Here is a 15,848-nt window from a genome sequence, read left to right on the forward strand (position 1 = left end):
GGGACGATTGGAAGGAAGTTGTTGGGACTGCTGGCAGTCCTGGCAGATGCCCTGGTACATGACATCTGCGATCTGGATCGTCATCGGCTTGGAGTTTTCATCCCAGCGGGGCGTGAGGCAGGGGGCGTGCCCCACTGCGCAGTCCACGTCTTCCACGCGGCCGCAGCTGATGCAGATGGCGTGGTGGTGGTTGTCGCCAACCCGCGTCTCGTACAGCGCGGGGGAGTGCGGGGGCTCGAACCGGCGCAGCATATGCAGGTCGGTCAGGTCTCCGAGGACTACGTACACGGACTGTGCAGTCAGCTCGGGGAGTTCCGCGCGGGCCGCCGCCAGGATGCTTTCGGCCGGGGAATGCGGGTGGCGTTCGACGGCGGCGAGTACGGCGAGCCGCTGCTTCGTCACCCGGCGTCCGTGGGCGCGCAGGGCTACAGACCAGTCTTCGTGGCCGTCAGTGTGCTCCGTCATGGCTCCATTGAAGCACTTATTATGAATATCTCACAATAAGGTTTGGCTAACCTCGGGGCGGGAAGGCAAAAAGAGCGGAAAGCCCGCACGACGACGGCGGCGCCGGGAGCATGCCGGGCTGCAGCGGCTGGACGGAACTACACCGCACGCTGCCCAGTTTCTTAAGCTGTAACAGCAGACAGGCAAAGGGGAACGGACGTGCACAAGCACCACAATGGACTGAAGACTGTGGCCCTGTTTGGCGTGCTGTGGGCCGTGCTGTTGGGACTTGGGGCCCTGGTCGGTGCCGGGACGCGCAGTTCGGCGCCCATTTGGATCATGGCGCTGGTAGGCGTTGGCACCACAGCCTACGGATACTGGAACAGCGACAAGATCGCTATCCGCTCCATGCAGGCCTACCCCGTCACGGAGGCGCAGGCGCCCCAGCTCTACCGGATGGTCCGGGAGCTTTCGGCCCGCGCTAACCAGCCGATGCCGCGTATCTACATCTCGCCCACGATGAATCCGAACGCCTTCGCCACTGGCCGCAACCCCCGGAACGCCGCCGTCTGCTGCACCGAAGGAATCCTGCAACTCCTGGACGCGCGTGAACTCCGTGGTGTCCTGGGCCACGAACTCATGCACGTCTACAACCGGGACATCCTCACTTCGTCCGTGGCCGCCGCCGTCGCGGGCGTTATCACCTCGGTGGGCCAGATGTTGCTGTTCTTCGGCGGCGGCGACCGGCGCAATGCCAACCCGCTGGCAATGATCGCGCTGGCGCTGCTGGCACCTTTCGCGGCGTCCCTGATCCAGATGGCCATATCCCGCACCAGGGAGTACGACGCCGACGAGGACGGTTCGCAGCTGACGGGCGATCCGCTGGCACTCGCCTCGGCCCTGGCCAAGATAGAGCGCGGCGTCGGCATTGCGCCGCTGCCGCAGGACCAGCGGCTGGTCAACGCGTCGCACCTGATGATCGCCAACCCGTTCCGCGGCGGCGCAATCAACAAGCTGTTCGCCACGCACCCGCCGATGCATGACCGGATCGCCAGGCTGGAGCGGATGGCCGGGCGGCTACTCCGATAAGCGGCCGCAGCGGTAGCCCCCGGGCACGTACAAGGCCGGCGCACCCCGTTCGGGTTCGCCGGCCTTGTCTTGCAGCAACAGTATTTTTGCGCGTCTGCTATCGACGCACTCGGATGCTTAGCTGCGGAAGTTGACGAACTGCAGGTCCGCTTCCTCAAAGTCCTTCAGCAGTGCCATGGTGGCCTGCAGGTCGTCCCGGGACTTGGACGATACGCGCAGTTCGTCGCCCTGGATCTGGGACTTGACAGACTTCGGGCCCTCGTCGCGGATCAGCTTGTTGATTTTTTTCGCAAGGTCCTGGGCGATGCCCTCCTTAATGGAGGCCTCCAGGCGGTACTCCTTGCCCGAAGCGTAGGGCTCGCCGCTGTCCAGGGACTTGAGGGAGATGCCGCGCTTGATCAGCTTGGACTGGAAGACGTCGAGGACAGCCTTGACGCGTTCTTCCGAGTTGGCCTTCATGAGGATCTTCTCGCCGCTGAAGTCGATCTCGGCACCAACGCCCTTGAAGTCGTAACGCTGGGCAATTTCCTTCTGGGACTGGTTAAGCGCGTTGGCGACTTCCTGCTTGTCCACCTTGCTTACGACGTCGAACGTTGACTCGCCTGCCATGACTCTCCTTTTGCGGGTGGGCCCTGCGCGCCGGCAGGGCTGAATCTCTGCCTTCCAGCCTAATACGGATGCGCCGCCGGCCGGGCTGAAGGATTCAGAGTTCCCTCTCAGCGGACTCACGGAGGGAACGAAGGAGTGGCGGGAAGAGTTGGACCCGTTAGACAGCTGCCCGAAGGGAACACCATGCACCGCAAAGCCTCCACATGCGTCACGAGAACCACGTCAGCTGCGGCAGGGGCAGTGGCGACCGCCGCAACCTCCGTGGCGGCGGCTGCGGTAGCCGCCTCCGTCATCTTCAGCCCCGCAGTGGATGCATCGTCCCGGATGGAGGGCGTCCATGCCGACCTCCAGCGGGCCGTGCAGCTAAACCAGATCACCGAGGAGCAGGCAGCCAGGTTTGAGGCGAAGCTGGCCGGAAGGATCCTCAACGAGGTGTGAGGATCCTGAATTCCCCGCGATTACGGGCTTTTTGGTTCGCTGCCGGCCCCGATTCGATTCTTCGGCGGAAGTTCTGTAAAGTTGTCTTGCCCGCGGTTACTGGAAGCGGAACGGCACGGAAACTGCCGTTCTGAAGACTGCAGCCGGGGTCTTCTTTTGAAGTTCGGCAGATTACCCGAGCGGCCAAAGGGGGCTGACTGTAAATCAGCTGGCACTGCCTACGGGGGTTCGAATCCCTCATCTGCCACAGCGGACCCGTCCGGATCTCGTGCGAGATCCGGACGGGTTTTTCCTTTTTGAGGTTATTGCGCGAAGCGCTCTTGTTGCCCCGTTCAGTCACCCCAGGAAGCAGGCCGGGCTTCCTCTTCAGTGCCCATGCCCGAGGGCTGGACAGTCACCCGTGCGACCTTTAAAGGTAGGTCGGCGTCGGCGGACGCCAGGACGATCCTGGTTTGCTCGCCAGGAGCCGCGTCATCCAGGTTCGAGTTTTGAAGGGCTGTCGCCTCGCGCTTCAGCCCTGCACCCACACCCTCGTCCACGGGGTTGCCATCACCCATCGTCCACTTAAAGTCGTAGCTGTAGGTAGGGCCCCAGCTCTGGATGACGTCGGTGACCCTGGAAAAACTGAGCTGGCGTCCCTGGTCATCGAACACGTTCACCATGTACATGTCGACGGGCGCGTTCCCCCTGCGGTTGTCCACATCGGCTACAAGGTAGGACACAGGTTCCGCTCCGGCCTTGACCCTGTAAGCCTCGATTGCTTCCACAGCCGGGTCGGTGGCAGATGCCGGCAGCAGAAAGCTGATCTCCGCACCCGATGCCGTGGTGAGCTTGTAGGTCCGTTCCTGTACGGACGTTGGTGAATCCACTACCGGTGTTGGTGATGCGGGCGACGGCGGCGTGGCAGAAGAGGTTGCTATCCCAGAGGCTGGAAGATCCTGCACGGCTGCAGGATCTGTGCAACCTGCAAGAGCCAGGACCATGACGGGCAGTATGCTCAAAGGCTTCATGATTCCCTCGCAAAACTTTGCAGCAAGACTATCGGAGGGGCACACACTGCGGAAGTGGGAAGGGATCTGTATGTACTCAAATCGCCAGGCGGTGATACTTGCTCGAGGCCTTCTGCTAGGGGCTTGCCGCCGCCGGAAAATAGGGGGGTTACGTAGCCGCAGTTAGGGATTGCTTTTGATTTTTTGGCACCTGAGACTGGACGAACTTGAGGGTTCATGTTCTATTCCAGGGAGCAACAATGCGGTACGATCCCCCCTTTCTCTTTGGCAACCGCGGCAGAGGCCGCAGGAATTCCTCGTCCGGTATAGGGCGGGGTGATCCCCCGGCAGGCATTCGTCTGCATCGATCCGGGAAATTGACCCTCGGTTCCCTGTTCACAGCACTGGTGGTTGCAGTGGCTGCCCTGGTGGTGCCGGCCACGGCATCAGCCGCTACGGGTGACGTTGGCGTCGAGGGTCCCTCGCACTCAGGGACGGGAACGCCGACAGGGACTAAACGGCAGACAAACGCGCTGTGGTTCAATGACGGGATCTGGTGGGGAAATCTCTGGGACACAGCCAGTTCGGATTTCGAAATTTTCCGGTTCAATGCCTCGACGAGCACGTGGGCAAGCACGGGTGTGACCACGGACACGCGGGCAAGCACTCATCACGACGTCCTGTGGGATGGCACCACCCTGTATGTGGCGAGCTACCGGTTCGTCAATGATGGCCTGCCTGCTGAAGTGAACTTTCCGACCACTATGCGGCGGTACAGCTACAACTCGAGCACGAAATCTTACACACTCCTTGGTTCATCCCAGATCAACAACTACCGCGTCGAGGCGCTGTCCATCGACAAGGACTCCACCGGCCGGGTGTGGGCCACATGGCAGCAGGGGAACCGCATCTACCTGAACGTCACCGCCACGGACGGCAAGACCTGGGGCACGCCATTCGCGCATCCTGCGTCGTTGAGCAACGTGTCGGTGGATGACAACTCTGCTGTGATTGCGTTCGGCGGGAACAAGATCGGTGTGATGTGGAGCCGGCAGGTTGGTGACAGCACGGACGGGATGTACTGGAGCGTGCACAACGATGGAGCGTCGAACACTTCTTGGACCACTCCCGTAGCGGCGGTGAAGGGCCAGCGCAGCGGTGACGACCACATGAACCTGAAGTGGCTGGACGCTTCGTCTGACAAGGTCTTCGCCGCCATCAAGACCTCGTACACGTCCTCGTCGCAGCCGCTGATCCAGCTGCTGGCATTGGACACGTCGACCTCGGCGTGGACGGCACACACCATCGCGACCGTGGCCGAGTGCCCGAACCGTGTGATTGTGATGATTGACGAGGCCGCGCAGAAGCTGCGGACGTTCGCTACCTATCCAAAGCCGAGCGGGACAACGAACGCAGGGGTGTGCACCAGCTCGGGCGGAGCGATCTATGAGAAGTCCACATCGCTGGGCAGCATCAGTTTCACCACCACCAAGACGGCCCGCATCGTGGATGCGGACCAGTACGTCCACAACGTCACCTCTACCAAGCAGAACCTCAACAGCCCGGGATGGGGCACATCAAACAGTGGATTGCTGCTGCTCGCCGACGTGAACGCGACCAGCCGGTACTGGCACCATTACGAAAGCGGCGGCGGGACCACGGATACCACTGCTCCGACGGTAACAGGTACGTCTCCGGCTGGCAGCACTACGGGTGTGGCGGCGGGGACCAACGTGACCGGCACGTTCTCCGAAGCGATGAACGCGACCACAATCACGACGAGCACCTTCACCTTGATGGCTCCGGGAGCGACCACGCCCCTGTCAGCCGCCGTAACTTACGACAGCACAAGCCGGGTGGCCACGTTGAATCCGAGTGCGGACTTGGCAGCGGGTACGACTTATACGGCGACCATTAAGGGCGGCTCAACCGGAGTGAAAGATCTTGCCGGCAACCCGCTCGCGTCGGACCAGGTTTGGACCTTCACCACAGCCTCCGCCAGCACTACGGATACGACCCCTCCCACGGTGACCGCAACCTCTCCAGCTGCCGGAGCCACTGGTATCGCCGTGGGGTCGAACGTGACGGGGACGTTCTCGGAGGCAATGGACGCGGCCACGATGACGTCGAGCACGTTCACGTTGACGGCGGGGACAACGACGACACCGGTGTCAGCGGCTGTGACGTATGACAGCACCAACAAGGTGGCCACGTTGGACCCGGGCGCTGACCTGGCGGCAGGGACGACGTATACGGCGACTATCAAGGGCGGCGCCGGCGGGGTGAAGGATCTGGCCGGCAACCCCTTGGCGACAGACAAGACCTGGACCTTCACCACCGCCGCGGCCAGCAGCACATCGCATACTGTCACGCTCACGGCCACCGCTGACAGCTATGTCTCCAGCGGATCGGGTACGACGAACTATGGCACGAGCAGTGTGTTGTCCGTCGACAACAGCCCCGTGGAGGTCACGTACCTGAAGTTCGACCTGACGCAACTTGCCGGGAAGACGCTGGAAAGTGCCACGCTGCAGCTGCGCAGCGCCGGAAGCGGGTCAACGGGCACCCAGAACGTCAAATTGGTTGCAGATGACAGCTGGACCGAAGGCGGGATCACCTACAACCTGCGTCCAACGCTCGGCTCAAGCGTCGGAACCTTTGGCCCGACAACAACCAATACCAACTACAGCATTACGCTGACGGCCAGCAGTCTCGCCGGTGAACTAGGCCAAATGCTCTCTCTCGGTATGGACGCCAACAGCAGCGACGGACTGGACCTCAACTCGAAGGAGGCGAGTAGCGGGGCATACGCTCCGAAACTGGTGCTCACGTACAGGTAAACCGAAAAGGACCGTGTTACCCCAGAATGGGCAGCGCTTCGTAACAGGGAAAGCCTCCGGAACCACAGGTTCCGGAGGCTTTTTCGTATGCGGGATCCGTTCCGATCGCGCCGTCGACAGTGCCCCGGGGGCGGCGTAGGCTGGCGGTATCGGCGCATGTGCTCCGATGCCCTGCGTCGATATATCCATCGATGAAGGAGGATTCAATGAGTGCTGTACGTGAGTTCATGACCACGGATGCACGGTGTATCACCGAAAACCAGACCCTGGTGGATGCAGCCAGGATGATGATGGACCTTGACTGCGGATCGTTGCCGATTTGCGGTGACGACGGCAGGTTGAAAGGCATGATCACCGACCGCGACATTGTGCTCAAGTGCGTCGCCGCCGGCCGGAACCCGGCCGAGACCATGGCGCGGGAGCTTGCAAATGGCACGCCCTACTGGATTGACGCGGATGCGAATGTGGACGAGGCCATCGACATGATGGAAAAGCACCAGGTCCGCCGCCTGCCCGTGATCTCCGACCACAGGATGGTGGGCATCATCAGCCAGGGTGACATTGCCCGGAATTACTCCGAGCAGCGCGTGGGCGAATTGGTGGAACATATTTCCGAACGCCACCACGTCTAGCGTCACTACGAACGGCATGGCCGTGTCCGCGGATTCCGACCTTGAGGGTCAGGATCCGCGGACAAGCTTTTGATGGGCGGAATCAATTCAGCGCGATCAGCAGCATCTGGCTGGTGCCGGGAATGCAGGTCTGAAGGATCGCGCGGGGGAAGCCGCCGAACACATTGAGGACATCGTTGGTGGTGCCTGGATTAGGGACCTGGCCCCTGGCCGTCACGGTGTAGGTTCCGTAGCCGGCGATCGTCACCGTTTCACCAACGCCGATCCCTGAGAACCGTGCCCAGCCGCCGCAGTAGTCGTGTTCCGTGATGAACAGCGAATAACCGTCGTTCGGCGTGTAGTGGATGGGCCCGATACAGGCGTCCAGCAGCGATTGGCCGCCTGCGCCGGCAACATAAATGGTCCTGACTGCCGGGGCAGCCGGAACCGGTGCGGGAGCAGGGGCCGGTGCTGCAGCGGGCGCAGCAGCCGGCGCTGCAACAGGCTCCGCGGCGGCAACAGGCGCAGCCGGTGCAGGGGCCGCTACCGGAGGACCGGTAAGGAGAAGTGCCTCGCCCGGGACGATGATGCTGTACGGGCCCAGTCCATTGGCGGCCAGCATGGCATTCATGTCCACGCCGTGCCGTGCGGCGATTTCGCCCACCGTGTCACCGGACACCACGGTGTAGAGATTCGAGTCGGCTGCCGGCGCGGCCGCCGGATCAGGATCAGGCGGCTCGGGAGCAGGCGGAGCAGGTGCCGGGGGCACTGGCTCCGCCGCGGCAGGTGCTTCGGCGGGTGGAACTTCGGCTGCCGGCGCGGCCGGTGCAGGTACCGGAGCCTCGGGAGCGGCGTCCGCCTGTTCCGCGGCTGCCGCTACCTCTGCAGGTGCCGCGCCGGCAACCTGGCCGGCCGGCGTCGCGCTTTGCTGAAGGGAATCCGGCAGGGGCGCGAGCGCCCCAACGCCTACCGCTGCCACGACGGCGGCGGTGGCCATGCCTGCCCATAACTTGTTGCTGATGGCGGGGCGGCCGGTTGTGAGACCGTTGCGGGGTTCATCGGTGGCGAAACTTCTGCTCTCGGTTTCGCCGGTGGTGGTGAAAGGCTGGTTCATGGGTGGCCCATCGGGGTCGGTCCCGGCTGGCGGAGCCACAGTCGTTGTAGCGGGCAGCGGGGCGGATCGGGATGCAGCACCGCGGCGGCACCGGCCAATGCCGGAGCCGCCAAACGGCGCACGATGGAGGCGCCCGCATACCCAGAAAATGCGGAGGCTCCGCGTGGAAGCGGGCACCCGGAAGGCCGGCCCGGGTGACCCGCAGTGCGCGTTTGGTCCTAGGAATCCCGAGTCTAGGGAGCAGCCGGAGGCGGTAGCACCAGTAGGAATTACCCGAATTTCGGGGACGGCTACTTGATGGCTGCCGGACCTGCTACGCAAACACAAAACACCGGCTACTTGCCCGACCCTTGGCCCGGCCAGGCGGAAAGCTGCTACGGCGTGCGCTCTTCCTTAAGCTCCGCGATTTCGCGGCGCAAGGAGGCAATCTCGGCCACGAGTTCCGCCACCTCGGTCCTCACCGGTTCCTCGACGGCTTCGGCGACGGTCTCTGCAGTGTCCTCCACCCGCTGTACCAGCCATGACGCGATGGATGCCGTCACCACACCAAGGACTGCGATGCCGCTCATCATCAGGGCGGCGGCCACCAGCCGGCCGATGGGCGTCACTGGAAAGAGGTCGCCGTAGCCCACGGTGGTGATGGTGGTGATGGCCCACCACAGAGCATCGCCGAAGGTGACGATCTTTGCATCGGGTGCCGCCTGCTCCACATCCAGCACTGCCAGGGCGCCCACGAAGATGAGCATGGCCGCCGATCCGGCCACGTAGGTGACCACCCGGCCCCGAAGGGTTTCGCCCACCGTCCGGTGCAGGACGGACAGCAGGGTGACCAGCCGCAGCAGGCGCAGGGGCCAGCCCAGGGCCCGCCACACCGATGTTACCCGCGGGTAGCATGAGGGAATGCACCTGCTCCTGAGAACCTTCATCCTGCTGTTCGCGTCATCCCGCCGGCCGCCGCTTCGGGTGTGGGACAGTGCCTCGCTGCCGCTTCGCGTCCTGCCGACGGATATCGACATCGCCATGCACGTCAACAACGGCATGTACCTGTCCCTGATGGACCTGGGCCGGTTCGATCTGATGGTGCGCAGCGGGGTGTGGAAACGGATGCGGCGCCGCGGCTGGAGCCCCGTGGTTGCCGCGGAAACCATCTCGTTCCGGAAGTCGCTGCAGCTTTGGCAGCAGTACACCATCGAGACCCGGATCATCGGGCTGGATGCGAAGGCCATCTACTTCGAGCAGCGGATGGTGGCCGACGGCGAGATTTACGCACGTGCCTACATCGCCACCCGCCTGGTCACCAAGGCTGGGCCGGTCGGCCTGGAGGACATCTTCCGCGAGTTCGGCGCTCCGCCTGCGGACCTGGTGCTGCCAGCGTGGCTGCACGAATGGCGCGCCTCAAGTGCCCTGCCCGGCAGCCGCACACCTGCCCCGCACCTGTGGGACGCGGGCGCCTGATTCAAACGCCGTCGTCGCGCCGTTCAAGCGCGGCGGCAGCGCACTCCGGGGTGCTTTGTAGGGCCCGTCCCGGGTTATTCCCAATGACGCGGGAAGCGAACATGGGCACCCCGGCCACGACAAAGGGCGCCAACCCGCGTAGCGTGGACCCATGGCTACCCTTGACATCACAGGTGAACAGTTCGCATCAACCATCGAGGGCAACGACATTGTCCTGGTCGATTTCTGGGCTGACTGGTGCGGGCCCTGCAAGCAGTTTGCCCCCACCTACTCGGCTGTTTCCGAGAAGCACCCGGATGTCCTCTTCGCCAAGGTGGATACGGACGCCGAACAGCAGCTCGCCGCTGAAGCGGGCATTTCCTCCATCCCCACGCTGATGGCCTTCCGCGAGAAGGTTTTGGTCTTCTCCCAGCCCGGGGCGCTGAACGCCCAGCAGCTCGAACAGGTGGTGGACGCGGTGAAGGGCCTGGACATGGAGGAAGTCCATGCGCACGTGGCGCGCCAGCGGGAAGAAGCCGCCGCCGCCAGCAAACAGGCCGGCCCGCAGGACGGCACGCAGATTCCGGACCTCTAAGGCTCTTTAAACGCCGCACGGGACCTTTCAGCTGGAAGGTCCCGTGCGGCGTTTAAGTCTTCTTTAGATGCGCTCCACCTTGACGGGCTCTGCCAGCAGCGCGCTGAGGGACTCGTTCAGGTCCTGCACGGCGATGCCCCTGGAGTGCTTGTCCAGGTCCTCCTCGGAGGCCCACTGCTCTGTGAGCACCAGCTTCTCCTCGGTGGCTTCGGTAAGTTCGTAGCGGATGCAGCCCGGCTCGTTCACCACCTCGTCGATGGCGATTTCCAAGGCGAGCTTCACGCGGAAGAACTCGCCGTCATTAGGGATGAACGTTGCCTGCAGGTCGATGGGTGCACTCATGCATTTCACCATACCGGCCCCGGCTGATGGTCCGGACACCCACTACAAGTCCGACGGCGGCAGTCACCGCTGCTGCCACGAGTCCCCACAGTGAATGCTTACCGATGGTTCCGGCAAAAAGCTCACGCTCGGCAAGGCCCAGAAATGCCACGAGCTCGCCGGGGGACATACGTTGATTTTGGCGGCCAGAGCAGATTTCACGTCTGGACGTACCGTCTCAAAGTCTGCTCAGGGCGTGCCGCTCATCGCCCAACTGAGGGCTTCAGCGCGGGAGGTAAAAAACCGGGTCGGACACGGGGGAATGTGGACGCCGAGGAAAAAATTGGCCAGGATGCGGTCAACCGGGCTGGCACCCAGAAGCGCGATCCGGGAGGCCGCGCAGGGGATAGAAAACACCGCCCGCGCCTGCCGGGTCACCGATGCTGTGCTGGCCATGTCGACAAGCAGCGGGTATTCAGCACCGCCAGCTATTTCGTTGACTGCAGCCATCGCCGCCTTGGCATCCGCTTCCTCGATACGGACTTGTGTATCCCACACAAGGTGAATCAACCCCGGTGGTTCCAGACTCACTACACCTTTGCCGCCGTCAACCTTAAGCGGTTCCATAAATTCGCTCCCCAGCTGAGCCTTCACCGGCCTGTCGTTGTACCGTCCCCACATTACAAGTCCGTTCTCCGCTGGCCACCCCCTAAACACGAAAGGGTCCGCAGGTTTCCCGACGGAGCCTTTCGTTCTCTATGTCTACTTTGCAGCGGCGACCAGCACCACGACCTTGTTCCATGCGTTGTTGACGGCAGCTTCAAGGGTGCGTGAGGACTGCACACCTAGGGGCCAGGAAAATTCTTTGCCTTCATGCCGCAGCAGGTGTTGGTAGCCGGCATATGCGGTGATGTCTGCCAGCTGCAGAAACAACTCGGCCGATCACTCCGTCCTCACGACGTCACCGCCGGGCGCGCCCGTCCACGCCCCTTCTGCCCGGCTTGGGCAGGGGCTTCCGGCTAGTGCCGCCGGTGGTCCTGAATCGTCATCCGCGGACCGAACGTGGGTTTGCGAAAGCCGGTGCTCTGGATTATCCGCACCACGCGCTGGCGGTGGCCCTGCCACGGCTCCAGCAGCCGGAGCATTCCGGCGTCATCCGTCCGCCGGCCGGTAAGAGCGGCACCCACATACCCGGCGAGGTGGTAGTCGCCCACGGAGATGGAGTCCGGGCAACCGTGCGTCCGCTGCACAACCTCCGCCGCCGTCCAGATGCCGATGCCGGGGATGGTCTGCAGCTTCGCTCCCGCCTCGCCGGCCGGCAAAGCAGCCAGGCGCTCAAGCGCGGCGGCGGAATGCAGCGCCCGCATAACGGTCGCCGAACGCTGCGGCCCCACGCCCGCCTTGTGCCACTCCCAGCTGGGGACCTGCAGCCACTGTGCAGCAGTGGGCGGCACCACCAGGCCGGGAGGCGTGGAGGACCCTGCCCGCGGTGCCGGTGATCCAAACCGGTGCACCAGGTACCGGTAGGCCCGCCGCGCCTCAATCACCGTGACCTTCTGCTCCAGGATGATGGGCACCAGTTGGTCCACCATGCGCCCGCTGGCCGGAAGCCGCAGTGCCAGGCTCCGGCGTCGTGCTTCCCGCACCATGTGGGGAAGCGTGGCGTGGAAGGCCGGCTCGTCGAAGCCGCGCCAGTCGTCGTCGCTACCCAGCAGCCGGGGCGCTGCTTCCACCGCGGCGGCGGCGCCCGGACCCCAAGCCTGGATGTCCACGAATCGCTCCGGCAAGGCTTGCGGACCTGTGCCGCCGCCCGCCGGGCTGAGCCGGAGCGTGGCGGGGCCGTCCGGCGTCGTAAAGGCATTCCAGATAACGCCGCCCTGGACACTGAAGGAGGGGTCGCTGTTGCCGCGCAGCAGGGGCCCAAGGGTCCGGCCCAGGCTGTACGGGGCACCGGGATACCAGCGCAGGGACACGTCAGCCGCGGCAGCCAGCCGGGAAGGTGCCTCTGCAATGGTCATGTTTCCATCGTCCCACGCTCCTGTGACATCGGGCTTCCGCAGGATGGCCCGCGGGCAGGGAAAAATGCGCTTAACCAGCGCGGATACCGGGACTAGACTCCACCCTGTAGGAGCCGGCAAAGGCGCCGAACGGCCCGGAAACCAGGAGGAAGCAATGGGCGGAGTAGTGCATTTCGAAATTCCCGCGGACGACCAGGAGCGGGCAAGGAAGTTCTACCAGGACGTCCTTGGCTGGCGGATCGATCCCGTCCCCGGAATGGACTACAACATGGTGGTCACCACGCCCATGGATGAGTCCACCGGCCAACCCACCGAACCCGGGGCGATCAACGGCGGCATGTTTGCCCGCGAGGCGGACCTGAAGACACCGGTGATCACGGTGGACGTGCCGGACATCAACGCCACCCTCCAGACCGTGGAGTCCCTGGGCGGTGCCGTGGTCAAGCCCAGGGAAACCATCCCCGGCATGGGCGCATTCGCGTACTTCCGGGACACCGAAGGCAACGTAATGGGTTTGTGGGAGAACCTTCCCTCGGGGCAGGCGGGGCAGGACGCGGGCACTGATTCAGCGGCGGACAGCTTCTCCATATAAGCGTTCGGGTGCAGTCATTCTTCCCCGCCGTGATTCTCCGGCTGATGTTCGCCGCCTGAGCATGCCGGGCAGGAAGCGGTAGCTTTGTACCTATGAAGTACGCCCAGTCCATCCTGGATCTCATCGGCAACACCCCGCTCATCAAACTCAACCATGTGACAGAGGACATCAAGGCCACTGTCCTGGTGAAACTGGAGTACCTGAACCCTGGCGGCTCCATCAAGGACCGCATCGCTGCGCAGATGGTCGAGGACGCTGAACGCGAGGGCAAGCTGCAGCCCGGCGGCACCATCGTGGAGCCCACGTCCGGCAACACCGGCGTCGGGCTGGCGCTGGTGGCTCAGCAGAAGGGCTACAAGTGCGTCTTCGTGGTGCCGGACAAGGTGGGCGAGGACAAGCGGGCTGTGCTGGAGGCCTACGGCGCGGAGGTGGTGGTCACGCCCACCGCCGTCCCGCCGGACAGCCCGCAGAGCTACTACGGCGTCTCGGACCGGCTGGTCCGCGAGACGCCCGGCGCGTACAAGCCGGACCAGTTCTCCAATCCGGCGGCGCCCGGGAGCCATTACAAGACCACCGGGCCCGAGATCTGGCGCGATACGGACGGCAAGGTCACCCACGTCGTTATCGGCGCCGGCACCGGCGGCACCATCACCGGCACCGGCCGCTACCTCAAGGAGGTTTCGGCGGACAGGCCGGAGTCCGACGGCGGCGTGGTCCGGATCATCGGAGCGGACCCGGAAGGTTCGGTCTACTCCGGCGGCACGGGGCGCCCCTACTTTGTAGAGGGAGTGGGGGAGGACATGTGGCCGGCGAACTACGACAAGACGGTCCCGGACCAGGTGATCGCCGTCAGCGACGCCGATTCCTTCGCCATGACCCGCCGGCTCGCCCGGGAAGAGGGACTGCTGGTGGGCGGCTCGTCCGGCATGGCTGTGGTGGCCGCGCTGGAGGCGGCGAAGGACCTTCCGGAAAGCGCCGTCGTCGTGGTGATCCTGCCCGACTCCGGCCGCGGATACCTGGGCAAAATTTTCAACGACCAGTGGATGCGCTCCTACGGCTTCCTGTCCGGCGGCGAGGAAACGTCCGTGGGCGAGGTCATCAAGTCCAAGACCGGCGAGCTGCCGGACCTGGTGCACATACACCCGAACGAATCCGTCCGCGACGTCATCAACATCATGAATGAGTTCGGCGTCAGCCATATCCCGGTGCTGTCGCAGGAGCCGCCGGTGGTGATGGGCGAAGTCCTGGGCGCGGTGGACGAGCGGACGCTGACCGCCAAGCTTTTCCGCGGCGAGGCAAAGCTGACGGACAAGATTTCCGAGCACATGGGCCCCAAGCTGCCCGTCATCGGCTCGCTGGAAACCATCTCGGCCGCCCGTGAGCTGCTTTCGGACGTGGACACCGTGATGGTCACGTTCGTCGGCGCCCCCGTCGGCATCCTCACCCGGCACGACCTGCTGGCCTACCTCAGCAACTAAATCCCGGCGATCGAGCCTGCCACCTCCGGTGGCTGAGCCTGTCGAAACCCCCGCATACGAAGGAGCATCATGTCCGCGAACCAAGGCTTCAATACCCGTGCCGTACACGCAGGGCAGGATTTCGAGCCCCGTACCGGCGCCGTGGTCCCGCCCGTGCACTTTGCCACCACCTATGCGCAGGACGGGATCGGCGGGCTCCGCGACGGGTATGAATACAGCCGCGGCGGGAACCCCACCCGCGATGCCCTGCAGGAGCAGTTGGCAGCCCTGGAGCTTGGTACCCACGCGTACAGCTTCGGCTCCGGCCTCGCCGCCGAAGACGCCCTCATCCGCGGGCTGGCACAGCCGGGCGACCACATCGTGCTCGGCAACGACGCCTACGGCGGAACCTACCGGCTCATCAGCCGGGTACTCGGCCCGTGGGGAATCGGCAACACCCCCGTGGACATGGCCAACCTGGACACCGTCCGGCAGGCCGTCGGGGCGAACAAAACCCGCCTCCTGTGGGTGGAGACGCCTTCCAACCCGCTGATGAAGATCACGGACATCGCGGCGCTCGCCGAGATTGCGCACGACGCCGGCGCCCTCCTCGTCGTCGACAACACCTTTGCGTCCCCCTACCTGCAGACCCCGCTCGCCCTGGGTGCCGACGTCGTCATCCACTCCACCACCAAATACATCGGCGGGCATTCCGACGTGGTGGGCGGCGCCGTCGTGGTTAAGGACGCGGAACTGGCGGAGAAGATCGGCTTCGTCCAGTTCGCCGTCGGCGCCGTTTCCGGCCCGATGGATGCCTTCCTCACCACCCGTGGCCTGAAGACCCTGGGCGTCCGTATGGACCGGCACAGCCTTAACGGCCAGGCCGTGGCCGAGTGGCTACTGGACCGTCCCGAGGTGGAGGCGGTCCTGTACCCGGGCCTGCCCGGCCACCCCGGCCATGAGCTGGCCAGGAAGCAAATGCGGCAGTTCGGCGGCATGGTGTCCGTGCAGTTCAAGGGCGGCGAGGCGGCGGCCCGGAAGGTGGCCGAATCAACCAAGGTGTTTATGCTGGCGGAGTCCCTCGGCGGCATCGAGTCACTCATGAACTACCCGTCCGAGATGACCCACGCCTCGGTCAAGGGCACCGAACTGGCAGTTCCAGTCAATCTGCTGCGACTCTCCTGCGGCATCGAGGACGTGGAGGACCTGATCGCAGACCTGGAGCAGGCCTTCAGCTCGATCCCGTGAGTTCCACGAGATGGCAGTTACCGGCAGTCCGGGCCGCAAACATTGCCGA

Annotated in this window: 18 protein-coding genes, 1 tRNA gene and 1 pseudogene; 10 read left to right on the top strand and 10 right to left on the bottom strand. The window is 64.2% G+C overall.

All coding sequences use genetic code 11. The features are described from left to right. On the bottom strand, positions 1–465 hold a 465-nt coding region (locus FDW83_RS02875; protein WP_138136120.1), incomplete at its 3' end, for a Fur family transcriptional regulator. 198 nt (positions 466–663) lie between these two features. Here FDW83_RS02875 and htpX point away from each other — a divergent pair. After that, positions 664–1,533: a zinc metalloprotease HtpX gene (htpX, locus tag FDW83_RS02880; RefSeq protein ID WP_138136121.1), complete on the top strand. Its 870-nt coding sequence runs from the start codon at positions 664–666 to the stop codon at positions 1,531–1,533. A 117-nt stretch (positions 1,534–1,650) separates the two neighbouring features. Here the strand turns inward: htpX and FDW83_RS02885 are convergent, their stop codons facing one another. After that, positions 1,651–2,142: a YajQ family cyclic di-GMP-binding protein gene (locus FDW83_RS02885; RefSeq protein ID WP_138136122.1), complete on the bottom strand. Its 492-nt coding sequence runs from the start codon at positions 2,140–2,142 to the stop codon at positions 1,651–1,653. A gap of 183 nt (positions 2,143–2,325) precedes the next feature. Here FDW83_RS02885 and FDW83_RS02890 point away from each other — a divergent pair, with 183 nt between their 5' ends. Together FDW83_RS02890 and FDW83_RS02895 are read left to right on the top strand one after the other, a co-directional pair. Beyond that, positions 2,326–2,580: a hypothetical protein gene (locus FDW83_RS02890; protein ID WP_138136123.1), complete on the top strand. Its 255-nt coding sequence runs from the start codon at positions 2,326–2,328 to the stop codon at positions 2,578–2,580. 165 nt (positions 2,581–2,745) lie between these two features. After that, a tRNA-Tyr gene (locus FDW83_RS02895) sits at positions 2,746–2,827 on the top strand. Between the two features lie 85 nt (positions 2,828–2,912). Here the strand turns inward: FDW83_RS02895 and FDW83_RS02900 are convergent. Next, a complete protein-coding gene (locus tag FDW83_RS02900; protein WP_138136124.1) occupies positions 2,913–3,524 on the bottom strand; it encodes a hypothetical protein in 612 nt (203 codons plus the stop codon). Between the two features lie 422 nt (positions 3,525–3,946). Here FDW83_RS02900 and FDW83_RS02905 point away from each other — a divergent pair, with 422 nt between their 5' ends. After that, positions 3,947–6,409 (top strand): Ig-like domain-containing protein, encoded by a 2,463-nt coding sequence (locus tag FDW83_RS02905; RefSeq protein ID WP_240720828.1) that lies wholly within the window; start codon positions 3,947–3,949, stop codon positions 6,407–6,409. 206 nt (positions 6,410–6,615) lie between these two features. Continuing rightward, on the top strand, positions 6,616–7,041 hold the full coding sequence (locus FDW83_RS02910; protein ID WP_138136125.1) for a CBS domain-containing protein: 426 nt from the start codon (positions 6,616–6,618) through the stop codon (positions 7,039–7,041). 82 nt (positions 7,042–7,123) lie between these two features. Here FDW83_RS02910 and FDW83_RS02915 read toward each other — a convergent pair whose 3' ends face one another. Together FDW83_RS02915 and FDW83_RS02920 are read right to left on the bottom strand one after the other, a co-directional pair. After that, positions 7,124–8,134, bottom strand: a complete 1,011-nt coding sequence (locus tag FDW83_RS02915; protein ID WP_138136126.1) for a LysM domain-containing protein — start codon at positions 8,132–8,134, stop codon at positions 7,124–7,126. 374 nt (positions 8,135–8,508) lie between these two features. Further along, positions 8,509–8,985 (bottom strand): annotated as a pseudogene (locus FDW83_RS02920) (potassium channel family protein); the annotation flags it as partial. A 49-nt stretch (positions 8,986–9,034) separates the two neighbouring features. Here FDW83_RS02920 and FDW83_RS02925 point away from each other — a divergent pair. Together FDW83_RS02925 and trxA are read left to right on the top strand one after the other, a co-directional pair. Further along, positions 9,035–9,589 carry a thioesterase family protein gene (locus FDW83_RS02925; RefSeq protein ID WP_138136127.1) on the top strand — a complete coding sequence of 185 codons (555 nt, stop codon included), beginning with the start codon at positions 9,035–9,037 and terminating at the stop codon, positions 9,587–9,589. A 151-nt stretch (positions 9,590–9,740) separates the two neighbouring features. Then, positions 9,741–10,163 carry a thioredoxin gene (trxA, locus tag FDW83_RS02930; protein ID WP_138136128.1) on the top strand — a complete coding sequence of 141 codons (423 nt, stop codon included), beginning with the start codon at positions 9,741–9,743 and terminating at the stop codon, positions 10,161–10,163. Between the two features lie 63 nt (positions 10,164–10,226). On the opposite strand, the gene FDW83_RS02935 is transcribed toward trxA, so the two are convergent. From FDW83_RS02935 to FDW83_RS02950, 5 genes are all read right to left on the bottom strand, one after another. Further along, the gene (locus FDW83_RS02935; protein WP_138136129.1) at positions 10,227–10,505 is read right to left on the bottom strand and encodes a putative quinol monooxygenase; all 279 of its coding nucleotides are present in this window, start codon (positions 10,503–10,505) and stop codon (positions 10,227–10,229) included. Continuing rightward, on the bottom strand, positions 10,465–10,674 hold the full coding sequence (locus FDW83_RS02940; RefSeq protein ID WP_240720830.1) for a hypothetical protein: 210 nt from the start codon (positions 10,672–10,674) through the stop codon (positions 10,465–10,467). The genes FDW83_RS02935 and FDW83_RS02940 overlap by 41 nt, the downstream gene beginning before the upstream one ends. A gap of 59 nt (positions 10,675–10,733) precedes the next feature. Then, the gene (locus tag FDW83_RS02945; protein ID WP_138136130.1) at positions 10,734–11,111 is read right to left on the bottom strand and encodes an STAS/SEC14 domain-containing protein; all 378 of its coding nucleotides are present in this window, start codon (positions 11,109–11,111) and stop codon (positions 10,734–10,736) included. 135 nt (positions 11,112–11,246) lie between these two features. Next, positions 11,247–11,417, bottom strand: coding sequence for a hypothetical protein (locus FDW83_RS19050; protein WP_171027427.1), 171 nt, complete (start codon positions 11,415–11,417; stop codon positions 11,247–11,249). 86 nt (positions 11,418–11,503) lie between these two features. Then, on the bottom strand, positions 11,504–12,502 hold the full coding sequence (locus FDW83_RS02950; RefSeq protein WP_138136131.1) for a DNA-3-methyladenine glycosylase: 999 nt from the start codon (positions 12,500–12,502) through the stop codon (positions 11,504–11,506). A gap of 154 nt (positions 12,503–12,656) precedes the next feature. Between FDW83_RS02950 and FDW83_RS02955 the strand changes: the two genes are divergently transcribed. From FDW83_RS02955 to FDW83_RS02965, 3 genes are all read left to right on the top strand, one after another. Continuing rightward, complete coding sequence (locus FDW83_RS02955) at positions 12,657–13,094, top strand: VOC family protein (protein ID WP_138136132.1); 438 nt, start codon at positions 12,657–12,659, stop codon at positions 13,092–13,094. Between the two features lie 92 nt (positions 13,095–13,186). After that, positions 13,187–14,572 (top strand): cystathionine beta-synthase, encoded by a 1,386-nt coding sequence (locus tag FDW83_RS02960; protein ID WP_138136133.1) that lies wholly within the window; start codon positions 13,187–13,189, stop codon positions 14,570–14,572. Positions 14,573–14,641: 69 nt separating this feature from the next. Continuing rightward, the gene (locus tag FDW83_RS02965; RefSeq protein ID WP_138136134.1) at positions 14,642–15,799 is read left to right on the top strand and encodes a cystathionine gamma-synthase; all 1,158 of its coding nucleotides are present in this window, start codon (positions 14,642–14,644) and stop codon (positions 15,797–15,799) included. Positions 15,800–15,848 lie beyond the last annotated feature (49 nt).

It is taken from the genome of Pseudarthrobacter sp. NamE2 (assembly GCF_005796205.1).
Lineage (GTDB): Bacteria > Actinomycetota > Actinomycetes > Actinomycetales > Micrococcaceae > Arthrobacter.

Excerpts from the sequence above, each read along its gene's own strand:
- FDW83_RS02885 (WP_138136122.1), bottom strand. The coding sequence starts at position 2,142 with ATGGCAGGCGAGTCAACGTTCGACGTCGTAAGCAAGGTGGACAAGCAG.
- FDW83_RS02890 (WP_138136123.1), top strand. The coding sequence starts at position 2,326 with ATGCACCGCAAAGCCTCCACATGCGTCACGAGAACCACGTCAGCTGCG.
- FDW83_RS02910 (WP_138136125.1), top strand. The coding sequence starts at position 6,616 with ATGAGTGCTGTACGTGAGTTCATGACCACGGATGCACGGTGTATCACC.
- FDW83_RS02915 (WP_138136126.1), bottom strand. The coding sequence starts at position 8,134 with ATGAACCAGCCTTTCACCACCACCGGCGAAACCGAGAGCAGAAGTTTC.
- FDW83_RS02925 (WP_138136127.1), top strand. The coding sequence starts at position 9,035 with ATGCACCTGCTCCTGAGAACCTTCATCCTGCTGTTCGCGTCATCCCGC.
- trxA (WP_138136128.1), top strand. The coding sequence starts at position 9,741 with ATGGCTACCCTTGACATCACAGGTGAACAGTTCGCATCAACCATCGAG.
- FDW83_RS02935 (WP_138136129.1), bottom strand. The coding sequence starts at position 10,505 with ATGAGTGCACCCATCGACCTGCAGGCAACGTTCATCCCTAATGACGGC.
- FDW83_RS02940 (WP_240720830.1), bottom strand. The coding sequence starts at position 10,674 with ATGTCCCCCGGCGAGCTCGTGGCATTTCTGGGCCTTGCCGAGCGTGAG.
- FDW83_RS02945 (WP_138136130.1), bottom strand. The coding sequence starts at position 11,111 with ATGGAACCGCTTAAGGTTGACGGCGGCAAAGGTGTAGTGAGTCTGGAA.
- FDW83_RS02950 (WP_138136131.1), bottom strand. The coding sequence starts at position 12,502 with ATGACCATTGCAGAGGCACCTTCCCGGCTGGCTGCCGCGGCTGACGTG.
- FDW83_RS02955 (WP_138136132.1), top strand. The coding sequence starts at position 12,657 with ATGGGCGGAGTAGTGCATTTCGAAATTCCCGCGGACGACCAGGAGCGG.
- FDW83_RS02960 (WP_138136133.1), top strand. The coding sequence starts at position 13,187 with ATGAAGTACGCCCAGTCCATCCTGGATCTCATCGGCAACACCCCGCTC.
- FDW83_RS02965 (WP_138136134.1), top strand. The coding sequence starts at position 14,642 with ATGTCCGCGAACCAAGGCTTCAATACCCGTGCCGTACACGCAGGGCAG.